24 protein-coding genes and 1 pseudogene are annotated in these 22,816 nt (G+C 47.4%); 17 read left to right on the forward strand and 8 right to left on the reverse strand.

Annotation, left to right across the window (positions count from 1 at the left end; all coding sequences use genetic code 11):
* Positions 1 to 40: 40 nt before the first annotated feature.
* The 4 genes from PBN151_RS18205 to PBN151_RS18220 all read right to left on the reverse strand — a co-directional run bounded on the left by PBN151_RS18205 (position 41) and on the right by PBN151_RS18220 (position 3,631).
* Positions 41 to 466 (reverse strand): MarR family winged helix-turn-helix transcriptional regulator, encoded by a 426-nt coding sequence (locus tag PBN151_RS18205; protein WP_028532002.1) that lies wholly within the window; start codon positions 464 to 466, stop codon positions 41 to 43.
* Between the two features lie 165 nt (positions 467 to 631).
* Complete coding sequence (locus PBN151_RS18210; protein ID WP_072730145.1) at positions 632 to 1,861, reverse strand: macrolide family glycosyltransferase; 1,230 nt, start codon at positions 1,859 to 1,861, stop codon at positions 632 to 634.
* Between the two features lie 24 nt (positions 1,862 to 1,885).
* A complete protein-coding gene (locus PBN151_RS18215; protein ID WP_083545209.1) occupies positions 1,886 to 2,821 on the reverse strand; it encodes an MFS transporter in 936 nt (311 codons plus the stop codon).
* A gap of 162 nt (positions 2,822 to 2,983) precedes the next feature.
* On the reverse strand, positions 2,984 to 3,631 hold the full coding sequence (locus PBN151_RS18220; protein WP_072730146.1) for a hypothetical protein: 648 nt from the start codon (positions 3,629 to 3,631) through the stop codon (positions 2,984 to 2,986).
* 249 nt (positions 3,632 to 3,880) lie between these two features.
* Between PBN151_RS18220 and PBN151_RS18225 the strand changes: the two genes are divergently transcribed.
* From PBN151_RS18225 to PBN151_RS18235, 3 genes are all read left to right on the forward strand, one after another.
* A complete protein-coding gene (locus tag PBN151_RS18225) occupies positions 3,881 to 4,453 on the forward strand; it encodes a hypothetical protein (protein ID WP_072730147.1) in 573 nt (190 codons plus the stop codon).
* Between the two features lie 91 nt (positions 4,454 to 4,544).
* Positions 4,545 to 5,000 (forward strand): MarR family winged helix-turn-helix transcriptional regulator, encoded by a 456-nt coding sequence (locus tag PBN151_RS18230; RefSeq protein WP_072730148.1) that lies wholly within the window; start codon positions 4,545 to 4,547, stop codon positions 4,998 to 5,000.
* Positions 5,001 to 5,136: 136 nt separating this feature from the next.
* Positions 5,137 to 6,480, forward strand: a complete 1,344-nt coding sequence (locus PBN151_RS18235) for an L-cystine transporter (protein WP_370510433.1) — start codon at positions 5,137 to 5,139, stop codon at positions 6,478 to 6,480.
* 103 nt (positions 6,481 to 6,583) lie between these two features.
* Here the strand turns inward: PBN151_RS18235 and PBN151_RS18240 are convergent, their stop codons facing one another.
* Positions 6,584 to 6,748, reverse strand: a complete 165-nt coding sequence (locus PBN151_RS18240; protein WP_072730150.1) for a DUF1328 domain-containing protein — start codon at positions 6,746 to 6,748, stop codon at positions 6,584 to 6,586.
* A gap of 222 nt (positions 6,749 to 6,970) precedes the next feature.
* On the opposite strand from PBN151_RS18240, the gene PBN151_RS18245 reads away from it, so the two are divergent.
* From PBN151_RS18245 to PBN151_RS18280, 8 genes and pseudogenes are all read left to right on the forward strand, one after another.
* A complete protein-coding gene (locus tag PBN151_RS18245) occupies positions 6,971 to 7,567 on the forward strand; it encodes a DUF948 domain-containing protein (RefSeq protein ID WP_072730151.1) in 597 nt (198 codons plus the stop codon).
* Between the two features lie 175 nt (positions 7,568 to 7,742).
* On the forward strand, positions 7,743 to 8,885 hold the full coding sequence (locus PBN151_RS18250; protein WP_072730152.1) for a SpoIIE family protein phosphatase: 1,143 nt from the start codon (positions 7,743 to 7,745) through the stop codon (positions 8,883 to 8,885).
* 20 nt (positions 8,886 to 8,905) lie between these two features.
* On the forward strand, positions 8,906 to 12,292 hold the full coding sequence (locus tag PBN151_RS18255) for a response regulator (protein WP_072730153.1): 3,387 nt from the start codon (positions 8,906 to 8,908) through the stop codon (positions 12,290 to 12,292).
* 48 nt (positions 12,293 to 12,340) lie between these two features.
* Positions 12,341 to 13,207: a CheR family methyltransferase gene (locus tag PBN151_RS18260; protein ID WP_021255303.1), complete on the forward strand. Its 867-nt coding sequence runs from the start codon at positions 12,341 to 12,343 to the stop codon at positions 13,205 to 13,207.
* Between the two features lie 11 nt (positions 13,208 to 13,218).
* Positions 13,219 to 14,409: pseudogene (locus tag PBN151_RS18265) on the forward strand (response regulator); the annotation flags it as partial.
* A gap of 117 nt (positions 14,410 to 14,526) precedes the next feature.
* Positions 14,527 to 14,847, forward strand: a complete 321-nt coding sequence (locus PBN151_RS18270; RefSeq protein ID WP_021255301.1) for an STAS domain-containing protein — start codon at positions 14,527 to 14,529, stop codon at positions 14,845 to 14,847.
* Between the two features lie 33 nt (positions 14,848 to 14,880).
* Positions 14,881 to 15,339 (forward strand): anti-sigma B factor RsbW, encoded by a 459-nt coding sequence (rsbW, locus tag PBN151_RS18275; protein WP_072730155.1) that lies wholly within the window; start codon positions 14,881 to 14,883, stop codon positions 15,337 to 15,339.
* Positions 15,336 to 16,106 carry a sigma-70 family RNA polymerase sigma factor gene (locus PBN151_RS18280; protein WP_028532007.1) on the forward strand — a complete coding sequence of 257 codons (771 nt, stop codon included), beginning with the start codon at positions 15,336 to 15,338 and terminating at the stop codon, positions 16,104 to 16,106. The genes rsbW and PBN151_RS18280 overlap by 4 nt, the downstream gene beginning before the upstream one ends.
* A 97-nt stretch (positions 16,107 to 16,203) precedes the next feature.
* On the opposite strand, the gene PBN151_RS18285 is transcribed toward PBN151_RS18280, so the two are convergent.
* Both PBN151_RS18285 and PBN151_RS18290 read right to left on the reverse strand, forming a co-directional pair.
* Positions 16,204 to 16,587 (reverse strand): YtxH domain-containing protein, encoded by a 384-nt coding sequence (locus tag PBN151_RS18285; RefSeq protein ID WP_021255298.1) that lies wholly within the window; start codon positions 16,585 to 16,587, stop codon positions 16,204 to 16,206.
* A 91-nt stretch (positions 16,588 to 16,678) separates the two neighbouring features.
* Complete coding sequence (locus tag PBN151_RS18290; RefSeq protein ID WP_227774825.1) at positions 16,679 to 17,368, reverse strand: phosphatase PAP2 family protein; 690 nt, start codon at positions 17,366 to 17,368, stop codon at positions 16,679 to 16,681.
* 155 nt (positions 17,369 to 17,523) lie between these two features.
* Between PBN151_RS18290 and PBN151_RS18295 the strand changes: the two genes are divergently transcribed.
* Entirely contained in the window at positions 17,524 to 18,531 is a 1,008-nt protein-coding gene (locus PBN151_RS18295) for an asparaginase (protein ID WP_072730157.1), read from the forward strand.
* Positions 18,532 to 18,584: 53 nt separating this feature from the next.
* A complete protein-coding gene (locus tag PBN151_RS18300; protein ID WP_072730158.1) occupies positions 18,585 to 19,289 on the forward strand; it encodes a copper homeostasis protein CutC in 705 nt (234 codons plus the stop codon).
* 93 nt (positions 19,290 to 19,382) lie between these two features.
* On the opposite strand, the gene PBN151_RS18305 is transcribed toward PBN151_RS18300, so the two are convergent.
* Positions 19,383 to 19,607, reverse strand: a complete 225-nt coding sequence (locus PBN151_RS18305; protein ID WP_021255294.1) for a DUF1128 family protein — start codon at positions 19,605 to 19,607, stop codon at positions 19,383 to 19,385.
* 271 nt (positions 19,608 to 19,878) lie between these two features.
* Here PBN151_RS18305 and yyaC point away from each other — a divergent pair, with 271 nt between their 5' ends.
* The 4 genes from yyaC (at position 19,879) to PBN151_RS18325 (ending at position 22,815) form a co-directional block, all read left to right on the forward strand.
* Positions 19,879 to 20,436 carry a spore protease YyaC gene (gene yyaC, locus PBN151_RS18310; RefSeq protein WP_072730159.1) on the forward strand — a complete coding sequence of 186 codons (558 nt, stop codon included), beginning with the start codon at positions 19,879 to 19,881 and terminating at the stop codon, positions 20,434 to 20,436.
* A gap of 473 nt (positions 20,437 to 20,909) precedes the next feature.
* Entirely contained in the window at positions 20,910 to 21,704 is a 795-nt protein-coding gene (locus PBN151_RS18315; protein ID WP_072730160.1) for an alpha/beta fold hydrolase, read from the forward strand.
* Positions 21,705 to 21,862: 158 nt separating this feature from the next.
* The gene (locus PBN151_RS18320) at positions 21,863 to 22,144 is read left to right on the forward strand and encodes an autorepressor SdpR family transcription factor (protein WP_072730194.1); all 282 of its coding nucleotides are present in this window, start codon (positions 21,863 to 21,865) and stop codon (positions 22,142 to 22,144) included.
* The gene (locus PBN151_RS18325; RefSeq protein ID WP_072730161.1) at positions 22,144 to 22,815 is read left to right on the forward strand and encodes an SdpI family protein; all 672 of its coding nucleotides are present in this window, start codon (positions 22,144 to 22,146) and stop codon (positions 22,813 to 22,815) included. The genes PBN151_RS18320 and PBN151_RS18325 overlap by 1 nt, the downstream gene beginning before the upstream one ends.
* Position 22,816 lies beyond the last annotated feature (1 nt).

The following is a 22,816-nucleotide window of genomic DNA, read 5'->3' on the forward strand; positions in this document are numbered from 1 at the left end:
GCTACGGAACTCCGAGGGGATTTTTATACTGCCTAATCTGTTATAGATCCTTAACATTGTTATGCATAATGGACAAGATTCTGCGGAACGTTTCCACTTCTTCCTCTGTTAATCCTTCAATCGTTTTCTGGTAAGCTTCAATGGATGGAGCAAGTATGTCTTCTTTGATTTCTCGGCCTTTGACAGTCAAGTATACACGAAGTGATCTGCGATCCGATTCATGCGTTACTCGATAGATAAAGCCTTTTTTCTCGAGCTTGAACAGCATGCGAGCTACATTCGTCTGGTCTTTATGCAGCCGCTCAGCGAGTTCCTTCTGTGTGATTCCTTCCTGCTCCCACAACACCACTAAGATTTCCCATTGGTCGACAGTGATGTCGAAAGGATTTACAACCTTCTGATAATAATTCGTAAGCTTCAAATCTGCCCGATGAACAATGACTCCGATATACTTTTCTAATTCCAAATGCGGACCCCCAGATTCATTCACATCGTTATTATAGTTGTTCAAATACGCATACTTTGAACAACCCCTATCGTTGTTATGACCATTATAGGTAAGGACAAATAACGTGTCAATGAAGCGGGACAGTTGTCGATTGAGCGACGAATCCGGGTTACTTCCGTGTCCTCAAGGCTGTGCTGCTGCCTTCTCAGCAACGCTCATGACGATCTCGGCAGCCCGTTCATATCCTCCTGCTTCGCGAAGAGACTTGCCGATGGCATGGGCTTGCTGCTTATAGGAAGGGGTATGCAGCACTTCGAGTAGTGCGCTCCGCAGCACTTCTGGCGTGAGACTTTGATGATCCACGATAACTCCAGCTCCCCGGTTCTTCACTTGCATGGCAACCATAGGCTGATCGGACGTTAATGGGATCATGACGAGCGGCACATCGTAGTATAAGGCTTCACTTGTGCTGTTCATGCCGGCATGTGTAATGAAGACATCCACTTGCTGCAGCACTTCCAATTGCGGCAAGTAGGGTTTAATAATGAAATTGTCTGGAATCAAGTCAGCAAGCGGCTCCATATTTGTCTCTTTGCCACAGGCTAAAATGAATGTAATGGATTCATTGCGAAAAGCTTCAAAGCATAGCTTGTAAAATTCAATGTTATTGTTCAAAATGCTGCCTAGCGATATATAGACGGTATGTGCGTAAGGAAGCTGGCTGCGATCCAATGTGAAGGTTGGGGCATCCATGCGCGGTACGATGGATGAGCCAGTGAACACATAGCTGTCGTCCAGCAATTCTGCATTCGGCTGCAAATCACGGCTGAGATGCACGACCTTCAGCTCTCCATATGCCTTGAAAATATCAGACATGTCGGGAGTGGATAGTTGATAGCGCTCCGCTAATTGCCCCGCGATCTCCATCGAGGAATCATAGATTGCCTGAATTTCCTGCTCCTCCTGCTCGGTCAGCTGTTGTTCTGCTCCGAGCGGTTTCACGAATACGAACGAAGTGATGGAGCATACAGCAGGGATGCCAAGCCGCTCTGCAATGATTTGCCCGCCCCAGCCACCTAATAAGTAATCATAAATCAAATAGTCGTAAGAGCCCTGCTCAGTGAGAGCAAGAACCTCTGGAATGATAGGTTCAATCATGCCGCGCAGGATGAAATGAATAAATTGGTAAGGATGCATGTAAACTTTCGGCTTCAATATCGGATCATCAGCAAATGATCCTCGGGCGTACGTGTAAGTGATGACTTTTGCACCTGTTGCTTCAATCCGTTTGCGATATTCCTCGGTGCACACATAAGTGACTTCCTCGCCGCACTTCACGAGCTGCTGAACCAAGCCTAACGATGGATTCACATGTCCTTCAGCAGGAGTAATGACAACCAATGCACGTGCCAAATCGTCCACCTCCAATAATGGATGCTACATTGATGAATGTGACTGTACAATGCTGTGGGCTTTCATTGTAATGCGGAAAGACGTAACGAAACTGAGAACAACGAAGCAGAGTTGCAGAACCAATGCCATCATGACACCCGTGAAGATTCCCAATTGCAGGCTTTCACTTAGAGCTACAAGGGCCCCACTTATCCCTATGCTTACAGCTATGCTGAATGAATCGATGAATTGGAGTGTGGCGGATACCTCGCCCTCCTTGCCTTCCTCAGCCAGCTGCAGAGCAACTGCTCCAATTGTTGGGGTGGCTAGCCCGACTCCAAATCCGGTAATCTTTATGCTCCGGAAAGAAGGCAGTGTCATACAGAGTGCGAGCACGATAAGAGGGAGCACGAGCCAAAACACGAATCGCCACGATAAATTGATCGAGATGAGGCCTGCGACATAAGGTCCGATTAATGCAGGAAGAACATAAGCGGCTGAGAAAGCTGCCAATATAGAGGTGCGCAGCGAATCCGGGTATCGAACCGTTACAATGTAATAGACACAGGTGACAAGGGAGCCAGCACCAAAACCCTGCAATGCTCTTCCTGCAATGAGCATATACATATGGAAGGAGAGAGCAGCTATGATGATGCCAATGACAAAGATAGAGCAAGAGACGAGAACGGATGCAATTACGCCATGCCGATCAATTTGTTTGCCGATAACCATGGTACCGATAAGTTGAAATAATAAGAAGGTACTAAAGATCCAGCCATACAAATGGATGCCTTGCAGACTGTGTGCGAGTGTGGGAGCTATGGTAGTAATGGCGAGACCCTCGAAGGCGACAGTAGATAAAATGAGTATGATGCCGATTGTCAACGCCCGATACGGAACTTGAAAAATTCCGGTGTCTGCAGAACGAATTCCAACACACCTCCGTTCAAAAGTTATAATTGCCTTGACAATAGTAGTCATAGCAACTAATTGGGTAAAAAGAGACATAACCGTTATGTATGGATGCAATACAATGGTTATGTCTCTTTGTCGTCCTAGATAGTTGCTACGACTATTATATTCACGGCAATCATTTATGTCAATACCTGTAAATTTGAATATTCACTTAGCTGGAGCTGCAGATTACCATCTGATCCACAGGTTTCCCTTCCAAGTCGGGATATTCGCCCAGCGCTTTCCTTTTGCATCATATTTCACTGTACGCACGGTTACCGTCTGCGGCTTCAATTCTCCAACCTTCTTGCCATCAATGGCTTGATAGAGTGGAGTTATTGCTGTTAACTTGACACGCTGGCTTTGTTCTGGATTTAGTATCCATGCTTTGCCTTGATAACTATTGATCTGATACCAGGTAAATCCGGACTCATCAATTTGCTCATTGATAATAGGAAGTGTCTGCGCTGCAAGATTGCCCGTCTGCTTGCCGTTGGGTATGTTATATATGGTTGTATTGGGGCCGACTGCAACGAGTTTGGAGTAGGCATTCGGGTCTTTCATCCACGCTGTACCCATCCATGTAAACACTCGATACCAAGTCGTATTGTGCTCATCCTTCGATGCTGCTTCAATTGAAATCACCTGGGGCTCCAAGAGGCCTACTATTTTACCGCTGATTGAATCATAGAGAGTCGTGTTTTGTTTCAGGTCTATCGACACGATTTCTGTCGTAACAACTCCAGTTGTATCTGCTGCTTGTGCGGCAAATGCTCCTGTTGCAGCTATCGTACTGAACGTCAAAGTCATAGCCATCACTGCCACTAATTTCTTCATTATTGAATTCTCCTCTCTCATGGTTATACAATGGTATGGTTTACTGCTAAGGTGAACATTCCGATTACTGGTTACTGGACTTGTTGTCAGATACCCACTTTTATGTTAGGCCTTCTCGAGGATATTGAAGTTTGCGATGAGGACATGAAGGTATCATTTATAGGTGACATAAGGAATGTTCCCCCGCCTTGTTTAGTATGTAACCGGTTTACATGGTAGTGAAACAATATTTTGGAAGGAATGATAAGAGTGAAGACATTGTGGAAATGGCTGCGCCGTGGATTGTTGACGGTCATCGTATTGTTTATTCTGCTTGCTGGAGCGGCGTATTTTTACATTCAACCGACTACGGTATTAGGCTGGCCTCCTCAAGTGGATGTGTCCTTGTCTGAACGTTTGGAGCAAATCGTACACAATCGTTCTCTTACGATACAATTTAGCGAAGAAGAGATTAATGGACTGGTATCCAAGCATATGCAGGAGACAGAACCTTATCGCTCGTTGAAGGAAAAGTGGAATATTAGTGGGATGAAGACAGAGCTTGCGAACAATGAATTGGAAGCAACGATTCAATTGGAGCCTATCTCTTATGTTCAAGCAGAGCTCAAGATTACATTCCAATTGGAGTGGGATGATAGCAGTCAATCGGTACGTATAGTGCCGACTGATGCTCGCGTGAAGGACATTTCAATCCCTCTCTCATGGCTGTCACTGCAGACGAAGGAATTTTCCTTATCGTCAGAACTGCCGCATTTAGTTAAAGTAAAAGAAGTGAAGTTCTTAGAGGATGGCTGGAAGTTCCGCTTTGGGCTGAAGCTTTAGTACGGAGTAAGATAAGCCTATTTGATGCCGATTGCTAGGTTCATGTTAGGGTAAGTGTGTTAGATAGGACGATAGAAAAGGACGTGACAGTTTGCCTAATCGTGAACAACTGCTCCAATTGCAGATGAATTTCCGCTCTATGCTGCGTGGGATGCGCACCCAATGGGATCGGCATTTGGAACTGCATAATCTCAATGTAAATATGACTCAATTTGCAGTACTGAATCTTCTATTTCGCAATGGGGCAATGAAAGTAACAGATGTAGCGAAGGAGCTTCGCTTGACACCTGGAGCCGTAACGGGCATAACCGATAAGCTCACCTTGCTGCAATATGTTATACGCAATCGAGATGCACTTGATCGTCGCATTCATTATTTGGAGCTTACAGAAGCCGGACATGAGAAGGTCAAGGCAGTAGAAATCCAGCGTGAGATTGTGTTCTCGCGCTTCTTCGAAGGAATTCCGGATGAAGAGTTGCTTCATTTCATACACATCTGTAAGCAAGTCAACCTCAATCTGGATGAAATATCACAAGTTGGGGAGTAATAATAGCATCACATGATGCTGGATGGAATTATGGACATGAGAATGTCCGCGCCTCCTGCGACCAAGGAGTGAAATGACCGTGAGCAACGGTTGGTGGTTGATCGTTCATGCTGTTGTTGTGCTTGGACTCCTCTATATGCTGTATGTCATGCAGAAGAGGCATGTGTCCTTTACGAAGCGGGTATTTGCTGGGCTCGGCTTAGGGATTGTATATGGAGCGATTCTCCAGCAGCTATATGGAGCTGGGCATGATATTGTACGTGTGCTCAACGATTGGGTGTATATCGTGGGTGGTGGCTATGTACGTCTGCTGCATATGGTCGTCATTCCGCTGATTATCGTATCTATCATTTCCGCGATCTTGCATGTGACGACGAGAACGGGTGTTGGCAGGATGAGTGCAGTGATTATAAGCATCCTGATCGCGACGACTGCCGTTGCAGCTGCTGTCGGCATCGCATCTGCGCTGGCCTTCAATTTGTCCGCTGTGAATATGGAGGCGGGACAACAAGAGACAGAACGTGGGCAGCACTTGAGTGAACAGGTCGGAGAAGTGCGTGATATGACGATCCCGCAGCAGGTACTGGAGTTCATACCTACGAATCCATTTCTCGATATGACAGAGGGAAGAAGAACTTCTACCATTGCAGTTGTTATTTTCTCTGCCTTTGTTGGAATTGCAGCATTAGGTGTGGCTAGGAAGAAGCCTGAGCATGGGCGCACGTTCGCCTCTATCATTGATTCGCTACACGCGGTTGTTATGCGGATGGTGACATTGGTGCTTCGATTAACGCCGTATGGTGTTCTTGCGTTGATGATTCGCGTTGTGTCTACGACAGCACCAGCGGAGATATGGAAGTTAGGCCGATTCGTAATTGCTTCTTACGTTGCACTGATTGTCATGTTTATCATTCACCTGCTGCTTCTTGGGCTATCGGGGATATCACCTGCACGATACGTGAAGCTCGCAACTCCTGCCTTGGTATTTGCCTTTACGTCACGTACAAGTGCAGGTTCTATTCCGATCAATGTGGAGACACAGAGGGATAAACTTGGAGTACCGGAGAGTTTTGCGAATTTTAGTGCGTCGTTCGGCGCTTCAATGGGGCAGAATGGATGTGCCGGCATATATCCTGCCATGCTGGCCGTTATGATTGCACCTACTGTGGGAATGAATCCGCTCGATCCATGGTTTATTCTGCAGCTCATAGCGGTAGTTGCGATCAGTTCCTTCGGTGTTGCGGGTGTTGGAGGAGGAGCTACATTTGCCGCACTAATCGTGCTGTCCTCGATGAATTTGCCGGTTGGCTTGGCGGGACTGTTAATTTCTGTAGAGCCCCTAATTGATATGGGGCGCACCGCGCTAAATGTAAATGGATCCATGCTGGCGGGCGTATTATCCTCTCGTTGGCTAAGACAGTGGGACAAGGAAGCATTTCTCCGTGGTGAGAGCCGTTCACTTTCCGGGGAAGAATCTTAGTTGAATATGATATGAACGGTTAAGTATTACAAAAGGCTAAAGGCTCGTCATACGGACGAGCCTTTTTTGTTATTCTTGTATGCTGCATAGAGCGATATGGCGATTATGATACTCGTCTTCCCGTCACAAGGGAGATGATGAACAGAACGAGGAAGATAAAGAACAGTACTTTGGCGATGGATGCTGCTGCTGCTGCGACGATCCCAAAAAAACCAAACACACCTGCAATTACAGCGATTACTAAAAATATAGCTGACCATGTAAGCATAAGCAGTTCCTCCTTGATAGAATGTTACGAAAAAGGTTTGGGCCGAGCAGCTTGTCTATGCTGCTCGATTGTCGTGGCTTGCATGATGATTACCACAGCGGGAGGACAGCTAAACAATTGGGTATTTTTGTTTCACAGTTCTGCTTTCAGGGTATTTATTCATAATTGGTATACGGAAAAATGTGTTATGCTTGGGAATGCGGAGAAAGGCGGTATTCATCTATGTTATTGGAAATTAGTGCATTACTTGCAGCAGCAGCGTTTGCGGTGCTGGTGTTCTATCTGATTCAAACACTGCTGTCAGCCAAGCGCTCTCTGGAGCGGGCTGCCGATACCCTTGAGCAAGTACAGCAGACCGTGAATTTATTGAGTGGCGACTTGCAAGGTGTCGCCAAAAATGCGAATGAACTCTCTCTAGAGCTGTCTGAGCAATTAAAGAAGATGGAGCCAGTGATGGACTCTGTTCAACATGCCGGTGAAGCCTTGAACGAGATCTCAATCGCTGCGAAGCAGGTATCAGTAGGACTGGTTAAGGGGGTACGTCGAGCCGCAGGGAGATTTGAACGTAAGCCCACCCCTGATAGACGAGTGTCTAAGGAGCATCAGGCAGCAGCGTCTGCGCCTGTATCAGCACCGCTGCAGGCGGATACTGCTGTGATAACACAGGAGCCACTGGGTGAAGCCGAGCATAAGCAAGAACGTGAACAATCACCGCAGGGACAAAGCCATTCCCATTCCACAGCTAGCCAACAGCAGGATTGGAAGGAATGGGTCGATATTGGGACGAAGCTGTGGCAATTGTGGAGACAGCGCGCATAGTGCGGGAGAGCCGGTTAACAGTTTGGTTAACCGGCTCTCGTTTTTTTTCACAGGCAAGTAACAAAAAGAGATGATCTTCTTTGGCCTTTTCCGGTATAGTGGTAGTTGGGAATTATGGGGGGCTATGTCGAAAAGGCACGAACTATATCATAATCGATGAGGGGAGGAGAGTATGATGAACGTTCTCGTCGTTGATGACAATCCGACGAATGTCATGCTCATTCGGGAAATCCTTCGTAAAGCTGGCTATGACGGAGTGCAGACTGCTTCGTCAGCCCATGAGATGTATCAAGTTCTTGGGATGGATGGGCCTCTTGGGCCTATGTATGTACCGGATATTGATCTTATTTTATTGGATATGATGATGCCGGAGATTGATGGACTGGAAGCTTGCAGCACGATCCAACAATACTCTGAGCTTCGGGACATTCCGATTATTATCGTAACGGCGATTGGGGATTCCAATATGCTCGCAGAGGCATTGGATGCGGGTGCGGTTGATTATGTCACGAAGCCGATTAACAGGGTGGAGCTGCTGGCTCGAATCCGGCTAGCGCTGCGCTTGAAGCGGGAGAAGGATTGGCATAAGGAACGTGATCGCCATATTCGCGATGAATTAAGCTTGGCCGCGAAGGTGCAGAGCTCTGTGTTGACAGAGCCTTATCAAGATGAACATATTACGATCAAGGCACTATATCAGCCTTCTGAGGAGCTGGCGGGAGATCTGTATGCTTGGTTCCCGCTGGGCCAAGGCAGATATGGAATTATCATAATCGATGTTATGGGGCACGGCGTATCCTCTGCGCTGCTGTGTATGTTCATTGCTTCCGTTCTACGGGACGCCGTTATGCAGATCGAACAGCCGGATCTTGTGCTTAAGCGATTGAATACGAAATTCCATCAGCTTCATATGAACGGGAATTTAATGCTCTATTATATGACTGCATTATATGTGGTTGTTGATACGAACAAGGGATGCATCCAGTATGCGAACGCAGGACACCCTCCTGGCGTTGTCATGATGGAGGACGGTGAGCTCATAACCTTGGAATCTACCGGATATCCAGTAGGCATGTTCCCAGAGCTTGAAGTAGAGACCAAAGAAGTAAAATGCGACTCACGTGCTCGAATTGCAATGTATACGGATGGGTTAATGGAAACGGCAGGCAACAGCGTGGAAGAGGCTATGGAGCGCATTGCCAATATTCTTCGACACGAGAAGACGTTGCAGAGCAGTTCATGGGACGAGCTGTTTGCACCTGGTTCTGATGAGGACAGTGAGGATGACAAGTGTCTGATTTGGGTGGATGTTCATTGATTTAGAAGGAGGAGCAGACAGTGAAGTTACGCACGAAATTAATCGCTGGCTTCGTTCTGTTCATGCTTATCATATCCGGACTTGGCTGGGTGTCTTATGATCGCATGAGCAGCTTGCAGCAGGATCTGGATCAGATTTATACGGACAGCTTCCGCAAAGTGGAACTTGCCTTTTTGATTCGGGACGACATGGACAATATCGCCAGCGTGCTGGTGACCGATATGCTAAACCCGAATGTTAACGGCGAAGAACTGTTGCAAAAAGGGAAGGTTTACCGTGATGATATTGTTAAATCGTTCAGGGAGTTGACGGCACAATATTCAACGGCGCAAGAGAAGAAGCTCATCGAGCTGGCGATACGCGATTGGGACAAGTACGACGAATTCGTCAACAAGTCAGTAGAGCTCACCACCAAGAATAAATATGAAGAAGCCAACGCATTGCGAAATAAAGAGGGATTGGAATATCAACGCAACTTGAAAAACAGTGTGGCCGATTTGGCCAATCATCATGAGATGTCGATTGACAATCAGGTGCTGGAAGCGAAGAAGCATTACGAGCAGTCGATTACTTTGACGGCCGGTATCATGGTGCTGGGGCTTGTCGTTTCCTGCGCGATTATGTTGTGGGTCATCCCGAGTGTGACACGGAATTTGAATACGATGTCCATCATGATGCGCAGTCTTGCCCGTGGAAGGCTTCGTATTGTACGTAAGCTTGAGCCGCATACGAATGATGAGATTGGAGAAGTCATTCAAGTGTTCAAGCGGATGGCAGAAGACTTGGAAGCACGCAAGAAGAATGAGGAATTGTATCGGAAGGCTCAAGAAGAGCAGGCATGGATCGATGGAAATGCAGCACGTGTTACAGAGCTTCTGAATGGAGCCGCTACATTGAATCAGGTTGGGCAGATGTTCATTAGCGAGTTCGTGCCGACACTTGGTGGACAATATGGCGCCCTGTATATTCGAAATGAGACGGATCAACCAGATGTATTCGAACTGTTCGGTACTTATGCAGCTACTGACGATTTGAAGGCTGAGCGAACAATGGTTGTTGGGAAAGGCCTGCTCGGTCAATGTGTCGTGGATGAGAAGCCAATCATTATAAGCGACATGAAGGATTGCTCCATTCGAATTGAATCGGGCGTATGTCAATCTCAACCGATTGAGCTTATCTTATTCCCGATTATGTTCGAACGCAGAGTGATTGCGGTGTTAGAGATGGCATCATTGACGAAGATGTCACCTGTACAGCATCGACTGCTCGAAAAGCTCGCACAGAAGCTCGGGGTCATCGTGCATACGATCTCTGGACGCTTGCGTGTAGAGGAATTGCTGCGTGAGTCACAGGCGCTTACCGAAGAACTGCAATGCCAGTCTGAGGAACTGATGACACAACAGGAAGAATTGAAGCGCTCGAACGAGCATCTGGAATCGCACACAGAAGCATTGAAGCGTTCTGAGGAGATGCTCCAGCGTCAACAGGAAGAACTGGAACACTACAATACGGAACTGATCGCGAAGACACGTGCGCTGGAAGAACAGATGCTGGCAACCCAAGAGAAGAACGAAGAGCTCGAAGGGGCGCGAACGATATTGGAACGCCAGACATTGCAGTTGGCCTTGGCTTCGAAGTACAAGTCTGAGTTCCTCGCTAATATGTCTCATGAACTGCGTACTCCGCTTAACAGCCTGCTGGTGCTGTCCCAATTGCTGGCGGAGAATAAGGAAGGGAACTTGGGACAGAAGCAGGTCGAGTATGCGCGTACGATTAACATGTCCGGTTCGGATCTGCTTAAAATGATTGATGAAATCTTGGATTTGTCCAAGATCGACGCAGGCAAGATGCAGTTGAATTTTGAAACTGTCTATTTGAGCGAATTGGCCTCCTTTATGAGCGACAGCTTTGAGACAATTGCAGAGCAGAAAGGGCTTGAGTTCAAGGTAGAGATAGATCCAGATCTGCCAAGCTCCCTAGTAACTGATGGGCATCGAGTGAAGCAGGTTGTACGCAATTTGATTGGCAATGCATTTAAATTCACAACGAAGGGCTCAGTAACCCTTCACATTGCGAAGGCGAAGCCGGAGCAATTGCCTTCCCCGCTTCAGGAAGCGGATGAGCCTTATTTGGCGATACATGTTGTAGATACCGGGATCGGCATTCCGAAAGATAAACAAGATTTGATCTTCGAAGCGTTCCAGCAGTTGGATGGTACAACTAGCCGAAATTACGGCGGCGCAGGGCTCGGTCTGTCCATCAGCCGAGAGTTGGCAAGACTGCTTGGCGGCAAGCTGCAGCTGGTTAGTCGAGAGAAGGAAGGCAGTACGTTTACCTTCTTCCTTCCGATGAAGGCGGTAGAGCCTTCATCAATTCCAGTTAACTCCACCGTTGCTTTGTATGAAAAGGCGATCGCAGAAGCCCAAGCGGCACTAACCGTAGAGGGCGAAGAGGGGCATACATCAGAGGAACGCAGTAAGCTCGTCAAGCCTCATCTGCCGCAGGTATCTGCGAACCATGAGGGTATGCCTCTTACTGCTTGGGAAGAAGCGTTGCTCAAGGAAGTCGCTGTTTCTGAAGAAGTGGACGGACATAAGTGGCCATTTGGAGAGAAGAAGCTGCTGATCGTTGAAGATGATGGTCCGCAGCGACAGTCTCTAATTGCCTTAATTGAAGGAGCGGACGTAGCCGTTACCGCGGTCTCTACCGGGACGGAAGCACTCAAGGTACTCGGGGAAGAGAAGTTCGACGGCATGGTGCTGGATTTGCTGCTTCCTGATATGACAGGTTTTGAATTAATGGATGAAATTAGTCACCACTCCCGAATCCGTCGTATCCCGATCATTGTATACACTGGCAAACTGCTGGATGCGAAGGAAGAGACGGAACTGAAAAAGCGTGCACAGAGCATCATTATTAAGGATGTGAAGTCTCCTGAACGTCTGCTGCAAGAAACGATGATTCTCTTGAAGCGTTCGGAGGAAGTTCAGCTAAGCGATGAAAAAGAAAACCAGGGACCAAGTGATATGCTGCTGTCAGGCAAGCGGGTACTGCTCGTCGATGATGATGTGCGCAATGTATTTGCGCTATCAAGCGTGCTAGAGCAGTACGATATGAATATCGTGTATGCTGAAAATGGACGCGAAGCACTTGAAGCATTGGATGGGGAAGAGAATTTCGACCTCGTTCTCATGGATATGATGATGCCGGAGATGGATGGCTATGAAGCGATGCGCCGCATTCGCGAACAGCCTCGATTCGAGAAGCTGCCGATCATAGCACTGACGGCGAAGGCGATGAAAGAAGATCGCAATAAGTGCATTGAGGCAGGAGCGTCAGACTATGTCAGCAAGCCATTTCAGACGGAACAGCTGCTTTCATTGATGCGAGTATGGTTATATAAATAACAGGTAAGCAATATGTTGACATGATGAATGAAGGAGCAAGGATAAGATATGAACGGAAACGGGCTCGGTTTACATGATGAGAGAAGAAGGCCCCAGGATTCGGACCGAGAACGCATTGAGATTGAATTGCTGTTAGAAGGGGTTTATCGAGTTTATGGTTATGATTTCCGGGACTATGCGTATCCTTCGCTCAAACGGCGCATTTGGCATCAAGTGCATGAGGAAAAGGTAGACACGATTTCGGAGCTGCAGGGCCGAGTACTCTATAATCGGGAATGCTTGCAGCGTTTTGTCCGCAGCCTGTCGATCCCCGTTACCGAAATGTTCCGGGATCCCTCCATGTTCTTGGCATTTCGTCAACAGGTCGTCCCTATGCTGCGTACGTATCCGTATATTCGGATATGGCATGCGGGTTGCTCGACAGGAGAGGAAGTATACTCCATGGCGATACTGCTTCATGAGGAAGGGCTGTATGAGAAGACCAGGCTGTATGCAACCGATATGAATCCGCTATCGCTGCAAAAAGCCAAAGAAGGCGTATGCCCGATGGACAAAATGCGCACATACACCAAAAATTATTTGGAGGCGGGCGGGACAAGCTCTTTCTCCGAATATTATACGGCTTCTGGAGAGGGCGTTGTCATTCATCCTTACTTGCGTAAAAATGTAATTTTTGCAGAGCATAACCTGGCAACAGATCGATCCTTTAATGAATTTAACGTCATCCTATGCCGCAATGTAATGATTTATTTTAATGAGCCGCTGCGCAACCGGGTTCATGATCTTTTCTATGAGAGCTTGGCGCCACTAGGTGTGCTTATTGTCGGAGGCAAGGAATCCTTGCATTTTACAGGGAGAGAATCTCAATACGAGGAGATCGATCGTAACGAGAAGATTTATCGTAAAATACGATAGGAGGCACAATTGTGAACACCTTGGAACCAATCAATATTTTGCTCGTTGACGATAGGCGCGAGAATTTACTTGCACTTGAGGCCGTGTTGTCCGAGGAAAGCTATCGCTTGGTCAAGGCTACTTCAGGCGAGGAAGCTTTGCGCCACTTGATGAAAGAGGAATTCGCCGTTATTGTGCTGGATGTTCAAATGCCAGGCATGGATGGGATCGAGACGGCCAAATGGATTAAGGCTCGCGAGAAGACGAAGAATATTCCGATAATATTCGTATCCGCGAACTATAAGGAAACCGAGCATTTATTTGCTGGATACTCAGCGGGTGGGGTTGACTATATGGTCAAGCCATTCGTCCCCCATATTTTGAAGTCGAAGATTCATAGCTTCGTTGGTATATTCCTGGCACAGAAGCGGCTGCAGGCGCAGAAGATGCTTCTCCATCAGAAGACGAAGGAACTTGAGCGGATGAACAGTGAGCTGGCAGCTGCAAAGGAAGCAGCGGAGCGTGCGGCACTTGCTAGAACACAGTTTTTAGCAATGATGAGCCATGAGATTCGAACGCCGATGAACGGGGTGCTCGGAATGGTTGATCTGCTGCTCGACACTGAGCTGACAAGTGAGCAATCGAACTATGCGGAGTTGATCCGCAAGAGCGCCGATACACTGATCAGGACGATTAATAATATTCTTGATTTCACCAAGATGGAATCAGGCAAGCTGGAATTAGAAGAATTTCCGTTCGATATGAACTCGCTCATTACAGAAGTTTATGAGCTGTTCATGGTCGAGGCGAATAAGCGGGATTTGACCTTGTCGTATTCAATGGATGAGGATGTGCCATCGTTATTGTATGGAGATATGCTGCGCGTCAGGCAGATCCTTATTAATCTCGTAGGAAATGCAGTCAAATTTACGAATCGTGGGAATGTCAGCATTTATGTGTCCATTATCGAAACGAAGCGCACGGGGGAAGGCAATAAGTTCCATGTCCAGTTCGATGTACGGGATACAGGAATCGGTATTCCAGTCGATAAGATGGAAGGGCTGTTCCAGCCATTCGCACAGCTTGACTCTTCTATGAACCGCAAGTATGGCGGAAGTGGATTGGGGCTTGCCATTTGCAAGTCGCTTGTCCAATTGATGGACGGGGATATTCGTGCCATACCGGTACCAGAAGGGGCCCTATTTACATTTGACGTATGGTTGAAGGAATGTGGCGAGTAGCCGTCGCATTCTTTTCCCATTGTTTCGATTTAGATGATGAAGGTTATTTACCAATAAAGTACATTTAACAAGTTTACCTATGTATAGGAGAGGAACATGATGAACGGAAAAAAGTTTGCAGTTAAGACGGTACAGCAAGAGGGACAAGTAATTGTCCAGACTTGTGGAGATTTGGATTTGGCAGCAGCGAAAGAGTTTCGTTCCACGATGGAACCGATTGTGAACGATGCGAACACAGAGCTTACCTTAGATCTGAAAGAGCTGACGTATATTGATAGCACAGGGATTGGAATCTTGATCTCGATATTGAAGATGCGTCATGAGCAGAAGTCAGCTTTCCGTATTGTAAATGTACCGACACATGTCCAAAAACTATTTGATATGACAGGTATTTCGAAATTTCTGACCCCACAAGCCTAACAAATGAACGATGAAAGGGACTGAATCAGAATTATGGAACACGCAAGAGAATGGAAGCGCGTTAAGTTATCATTGCCAGCACAAGCCGAATATGTGGAGTTGGCACGGTTGACTTTGTATGGCATCGCAAGCCGTATCGGATTCTCCTATGAGGATATAGAAGATATGAAGGTAGCGATTTCGGAAGCTTGCAATAATGCAGTGCTATATGCGTATGATTCGCAGGGTGGAGTCGTTGAAGTACTGTTTGAGGTTGCTGAGGATGAGATTGGGATCATCGTACAGGATGAGGGAGCGAGCTTTGATGCAGCAAGCAAGACCAGTGGGGTGGAAGGCTTGCATGACAAGCAGCTTGAAGATATTCAGGCCGGTGGTCTTGGATTTTATTTAATGCAGGCGTTGATGGATGAGGTTGAAGTGATGAGCGTCGATGGTCACGGCACCGTTGTGAAGATGAAGAAGCGCCTGCAGCGAAGCGGGGAACTTCTATGAGTGCTGTCCCTCAACAACATTCATCCGAGGAAGCAACACGGCTCATACATGAATATCAAGCTACAAATGATAATGAGATTGCAACGATCCTCATTCAGAGATACGATCCCATGGTCAAGATGGCCGCAGGCAAGATTTCACGCAACCGTCCGGACTTGTATGAAGATTTGATGCAGGTCGGCAATATGGCATTGATTCGCTTATTGAAGCAATTCGATAGTTCGTTAGGTGTTCCGTTCGAAGCTTATGCGATGAAAAGTATGATTGGGCATATGAAGAACTTCTTGCGGGACAAGTCATGGTATATACAAGTTCCACGCCGGATTAAGGAAAAAGGTGCGCTCGTACAGCAGACCATTGATGAGCTGACAATGAAGCTTGAGCGGTCGCCTAATGTAAATGAGATTGCGGAGAAGTTGGAATTGTCCGTCGAAGAAACTGTCGAAGTTCTAGCCGGTCGAGAGTGCTATCATTACGTCTCCTTAGATACCCCATTATCGCAGGATGAGAGTGCTGCGACATTGGGAGAGCTGATTCGCTCTGAAGCCGACGATTATGAATCGGTGGAACGCAAGATGGATCTGATGGAGGCTATGAAGGAACTCAAGCCGGAAGAACAAAATGTATTGGCACTTATATTTAATGAAGGATTATCACAGCGCTCGGCTGCGGATCGTCTCGGCATTTCCCAAATGAGCGTATCGCGCATCCAGCGGCGTGCAACGGAGAAACTTAAGAATATATTGACATCGAATAATTCTTCGTAGAAAAAATGAAGATGCTTGTCTGTATAGACAGCATCTTCATTTTGTGTCTGCTATGATGGTATAGATGCAATTCTCATGAAAGATTAGATACCGTTCACTATTCCTTCTTCAACTCGTCCGCAATTTCCTCTGCTACGTCTGCAGATGCTTCCTTCAACTGATTTGCAGTGTTGGCTGTTGCTTCCTTTACGGTTGCAGCGAACTCCTTGGATGCTTCTTTCACGCTGCTAACGACTGCACCCGCTTTTGATCCAACCGTTTTTACGGTTTCAGCTGTGCGGGATCCAAGATCTGTCGCCATTTCTTTTGTTTTGCCGCCTACTTGCTGTGCCTTATCGCTTATATCTGAGCGCAGCTCGCGTCCGGATTTCGGCGCAAGCAGCAGAGCTGCAGCCGCTCCTATCGCGCCCCCAATGAGAAGTCCCTTTACAAATGTGTTGCAATCCATTTTTGCGTTATTGCATTCTGTGTTTTGACTCATACTAACCTCTCCTTTTGTGTGTAGTCGAAAGTCTTACTAGAGGATTACACAATTTTAGGAGGTTTGAAACAGAGGCACCCATTATCTGTACCTATCGAGCGCTTCTCTTGCGGTCTCTCAGCCACTGCATCGCCATAATGGTAAACAGAAGCCAGATTGCACCTGCCGTGTATCCGCCCAGCACATCGGTTACGTAATGAACACCCAAATAAATGCGGCTAAGCCCGATGCATACAATAAGTAATACCGTAAGCACAAGCACATATCCGGCAGGCTTGCCCTGTTCTTTTAAGTGAACCCATATTAAATATCCAATCATGCCGAAGAAGGCAGTACTAACCATGGAGTGACCGCTTGGAAAGCTGTAGCCATTTTCAACGACCCAGTGTTCCCAGTCTGGTCTTGCCCGCTGGAAGCAGATCTTCAGGCCTTCATTGACCAAGGCGCCTCCCAGCGAGACAGTCAGAAGGCTTATGGCGTCCCATCTGCGCTTGTACACGAAGGCAAGGAGTACAATAAGTATGCCAGCCAATGGTACAACGACACGGCTAGATCCGATATGGGTGATCCATGTGACGACAGTTGTTAAGGTAGGGGAGGCTGCTTGGCGTACCGTATCCGTTACGTAGCGATCGAAGTCAGTCGTTTGATTCAGAAGAACACTTCTAGTGATAAAAAAGAAAACGATAGCCAAGATAAGTGTCGCGGCAGCTCCCCCTAGAAGATTTAGTGCGAACTTGCGTTTTGCTTCTGGCGTAACGCCCCGATATTGTTGTTTCACAGTTGTCAACACTTCTCCTTTAGGTGTATGTTTACATTACAAGATGTCCGCTGATGCTTCTTAAAGCACGAATTATGGACAAAAGGTAAATATGTAATATCAATAACATATTTCCATGCTTTGTTGCAACTGGAAGAAATGAAAGGAAGACGAACATGAATGAACGTCTAGTGGAGGAAACACGTAATGGCTGGCTGGAGTGCGAGCATCGTGGTGCAATCTGTGGTGTCGATCGCCATCTGCAGCCTCAATATGCGCTCGGAGATATATATACACCGATGTTCCTGCGTTCGGCAGGCAAGCCACTGCAGGCGATCCCTGTTGTTCGCAGTGGGACACTTGAGCATTATGGGCTGCAAACTCGAGATTTAGCGTTGATGACAGCGTCTCATCGAGGAGAATCCATTCATATTGATACGATGGAACACATTATGCAGTGTGCGGGACTTGAAGAGAATCATTTGATTTGCTCGCCCTCTTTTCCATTGAACGAAGAAGTGAAAGAGCAGTATTTGCGCGATGGAGGAGAACGCCGGAGAGCGTATCATAATTGTGCTGGCAAGCATTTCGGCGTCCTTGCATGGAGCCATATGATGGGCTGGGATCTGGCGACTTATACGGAACCTGAACATCCCGCACAGCAAGAGATTACACGTACAATCGGCGAGATGGCAGGTGTTGATCCAGAACAGATGCATGCAGGTACAGATGGCTGTGGTTTCCCGGTGTATGCACTTCCGCTTCAAGGACTCGCAACGGCGTATGTGAAGATCGCCTGCCCAGAGCTTATTAAGGATGAACCGACTCGCCAGGCTGCAGAGCGCATTCGCAATGCAATGCAGGAGCATCCATTATTAGTTGGCGGTACGAATCGGGTTGACTCGCTGTTGATGGAAGATAAGAACATCATAGCCAAGGGCGGCTTCAAAGGGATATTTGCCTTCGGACTTCGTCGTGAAGGTCTGGGCTTCGCCTTCAAGGTAGCGGATGGTTCAGATGAGGAATGGGCGCATATTGTTGCATCGATTCTCGAACAGATTGCTTATGAGGAGAAGTCGACAATTGAGCGTATTCGTCGCGTGTTCCCAGGCACAATTCGGAACGACAACGGCCGTGTGGTCGGAGAACAGAAGACGGTATTTCAGCTTCAAGCATTGAAGTGAGCGGTATGATGCGCAATTTCGTTGTAGTATGACATCATAGAAGAGGTGAGCTAATGAATCCCATACTCTTAGAGGTTATCGGTACGACAGTGCAAGAGGTGAAGGAAGCGGCGCTGCATGGAGCAGATCGCATTGAACTGATTACTGCATTTTCAGAAGGGGGACTAACCCCTAGTCTCGGGCTCGTTGAAGAGGCTATAGCTTCCGTAAGTATTCCGGTTAATGTGATGGTACGGCCGCATAGCCGTTCATTCGTGTATGATGCTGACGATCGAGCAACAATTGTGCGCGATACTCGCTTGTTACGTGAAACTGGAGCGAATGCTATTGTTTTTGGCGCGCTTACACCGGAAGGGAAGGTAGACGTTGATCTGCTTGAGAGAGTGTTGGAGGCAGCCGGCGATTTGCCGCTGACCTTCCATCGCGCGATCGATAAGTCTGCCGATCTGCTACAAGCCTTGGATGTTCTGCTTGCTTACCCACAGGTGACTACTGTACTGACATCGGGCGGTCAGCCAAGCGCTCTGCAAGGCCTTGCGTGTATCCAGTCCATGGTGCGGCAGGCTGCTGGCTCGAATCTGGGGATTTTAGCTGGCAGTGGACTGACCGCGGAGACAGTGGTTGATTTCACAAGGGAAGCAGGAGTGAAGCAGGTTCATTTTGGATCGAATGTACGCATAGGCGGTCATGCCCTAGCACCAATTGACCCTGAACGTCTGCGGGCTTTGCGGTCGTCGCTCAATACAATTACGGTATAAATAAAAATAGCTCCCGAGCCGCTTTGCTTATGCACTGTGCGCTAGGAGCTATTTTTCGTTTGGTTGCAACTGGTGATGCGATACGACAAAGTGTTAGGAACGGCGTAATTTGCCGAGCTCAGAGACAATCGCCTCTACTTCACTGATGCTGAAAGCAGGCTTGCTCATAATGATATCGTAAATATCCTTGATGTCGTCATATTGCTCTACGGAGAACGCAGAGGACTGCATCGCTGCTGCCGTAGCCATCTTCAATTTATCCTTGATCACATCAATCATCATTTCTACATTGGCTTGCGTTCTTTCATTGGAAACCATGGTTCTCCTCCTTAGACGCTATTGCGATAACGTCCTATTCAACATGTCCGTATTGTATCACGAAAGCAGTGGAAACAAAACGATATCCTCGCCTAATTCAATGTTCGTCTCCGAGGCATTTCTTATGCTTCCTTCCTTATTGTGCCTTGCTTGGCATCAGTGGAATTGTACAGTAGAATGTGAATCATGAAGCAGATTGAATCATGCAGCAGAATGAATTATGAAGTAGGATTGATCAAGAAGTACAAAGAACAGAAGGAGCTCTCCGCCCATGCAAGTCAACGGCAGTATGAATAAGGTATACGAACAGAGCGGCCAGAGAACGCGCTGCACGATAGATCGTCTCCAAGATTGGCTGCGGCAAGTCGCAGACAAGCATCAAGGTCAGGACGTTATGTTCGTCTGCATCGGTACCGACCGATCCACAGGAGATGCGCTTGGACCCTTGGTTGGCACCCGACTTGCGCAGCATGGCTTGCAGGTGGTAGGGACGATGGAAGAGCCATGTGATGCCACGAATTTGCAATCCCGGTTATCTGCGCTGCGGGATCATGTTGTGACGGTTGCAATCGATGCTTGCCTCGGACATCCAGGCTCCGTAGGACAATATCTGGTCAGCCACTCCTCCTTACAGCCAGCAGAATCGGTCGGCTTAGCTATGCCGGAAGTGGGTCAATACAGCATTGCTTGTGTCGTGAATGTGAATGGCCCGAAGCCGTATTGGACATTGCAGACGACTTCCTTGCATCACGTCATGAAGATGGCGAACGAAATAGCGGATGCTATCATCGAATCATTTCTTCCCGAGCCAAGCATAAATACCGAATAACCTCCATACAAATGATGTCGTGGGCCAAAAAAAGATGGAGCCGGATCGCCCTCCGCCTCCATCATTCGGGTTCATACAGATGTGCGTGTTAAGCTGTACCGATCCGTTCTGGGGGAACGGATCATTTTTTACTTTCCCGGTCCGTCAGCTTGATGATGAGCTGAACTAACCCGAGAATAAATGCACTCGTGGCAAAGAAAAGTTCGAACCCTTGCATATTGTTCACCCCCCCTCTATTCCATATCGCAGATTACTGGTGCGGGCAATGCTTGGAGTTGGCTGCTGATTCAGGCATTTATGGGTAGTGTAATATACTATATATGTATGGATGTTTTTGGAATGAAAGAATGCTTTGGACAAGCTTTTTTGAAAATTTTGTGTAATGGTAATTAAAGGTGCATATTTCGGCAGGTTCTGCATAAAATGAAGGCTTGCGAATTTGAGAACGTACCAGAAGGAGAGAGGGATAAGCGATGACAAGAATACAGGTGGATGCTAACTTTACGATGAATGTAGAACAGCAAGGACAAGGTCCTGCTGTCCTATTGCTTCATGGCTATTGTGGAAGTTCGAAATATTGGGAAGCGATAATGCCGATGCTGGCGCAGAACTATCGCGTCATTGCTCCAGATTTGCGAGGTCATGCCAAGTCAGATTCACCTGTAGGCGCATATACCATTGGACAAATGGCTGACGATGTGCTTGCGCTTGCCGATAAGCTCGAGCTATCGCAATTTGTGCTGCTTGGTCACTCTCTTGGTGGATATATTACGCTGTCGTTCGCTCAGCGCTATAGCAGCCGCTTGCATGGGTTCGGGCTGATCCATTCCACGAGCTTGCCGGATACCGAAGAGGGCAAGCAGAATCGCTTGGCCGTTGTCGAGAAGCTGCAATCGCAGGGTATCGTTCCTGTTGTGGACGGATTAATCCCGAAGCTGTTCGCGCCACAGCATCTTGAAGAGCATGCCTTGCAGGTGAGCAGGGCGAAGGAGATTGGATATTGCACACCGCCGCAAGGAGCTGCTGGAGCAGCGCTTGCGATGAGAGAGCGAACTGATCGGACTTCGGTATTGCAAGGAACTGAGTTACCCGTGCTGTTAGTAGCGGGAGAGCACGATCAGATTGTGACAGCAGATAAAGCCTTTACGGCGAGCGGGGACAATATTTCGCAGGTTACGATAGAGAAGGCGGGTCATATGAGTATGATGGAGACGCCAGCGACACTTGCGGATGCGCTGCACACCTATTTAGCTAATGTATTTCAGTAAGAGGCAGCAGAAGTGTTCTGATGTATTAGGGACAACGATGATATGGATGACCACGTCTAGGGGAGCTTCACTTGAGGAAGCTCCCCTTTTTCGCTATACTTGACTTACTTTTTGGATGTCTGAATCCGAATATTATGTACATGAAGCGAGGCTTTGACATGAATGAGGCGTTTAAAGCACTTGCAGATCCGACTAGGCGACAGATTATAACCTTGTTGAAGGATAAGGATATGACGGCAGGAGACATCGCCGATCACTTTAATATGACGAAGCCAAGCATCTCTCATCATCTGAATGGGTTGAAGCAAGCGAAGCTCATTCTTGATGAGCGGCGAGGCCAGCATATATGGTACTCACTCAATACAACCGTATTGCAGGAGGCTCTCGGCTGGTTTCTTGATATCATTTCATACCAGGGGAAGCGAGGGATGGATGATTAATGAAACTACTGGATCACAGTCTGGAGAGAAGGGCATTTCTTGTATTGTTTGTGTACAACGTGATTGTAGCTGGACTGTTGTGGCTGGCATATCCGAAGCTTCCAGAGAGGATTGTATCCCATTTCAACTACTATGGCGCTCCTGACGGGACAATGGAGAAGACGATAGTTTTTATCATATTCTCTGCTATCTTAATACTGATCCCCGTACTTTTGCCGTTCATTCGACGTGCAGATCCGCAGCAGCACAATTACAAGAAATTCGAATCCACATACATATGGTTCGGCTGGGCATTGTCTGTGTTCCTGCAAGCTATATTCGGCGTCGTGATCGGCTATCATCTAATTAACGGGTTTCCGGTGCAATCTCTGATATTAACTACGCTCGGATTGTTGTGGATGTTCCTTGGCAACATGTTTGGACGTGTGCGGTTCAACTATTTTTTCGGTATCCGTACGCCGTGGACGCTTGCAGACGAACAGGTATGGCGCAAAACGCATCGTCTGGCCGGCAAGGTGTGGCTTATATCGGGTTTACTAGCATGTGCTGGAGCATGGCTGCTGCCCCTCCACTGGGGTGGATATATCGGTTTACTTGTAATAGCGGTATCAGTCTTTGTCCCCATGATTTATTCCTACCTTGTCTTTCAATCTAAAATACGGCCGAGGTGAT

Origin of the sequence: Paenibacillus sp. NAIST15-1, from assembly GCF_001894745.1 — a bacterium.
GTDB classification, from domain to species: Bacteria; Bacillota; Bacilli; order Paenibacillales; family Paenibacillaceae; genus Paenibacillus_B; species Paenibacillus_B suaedae.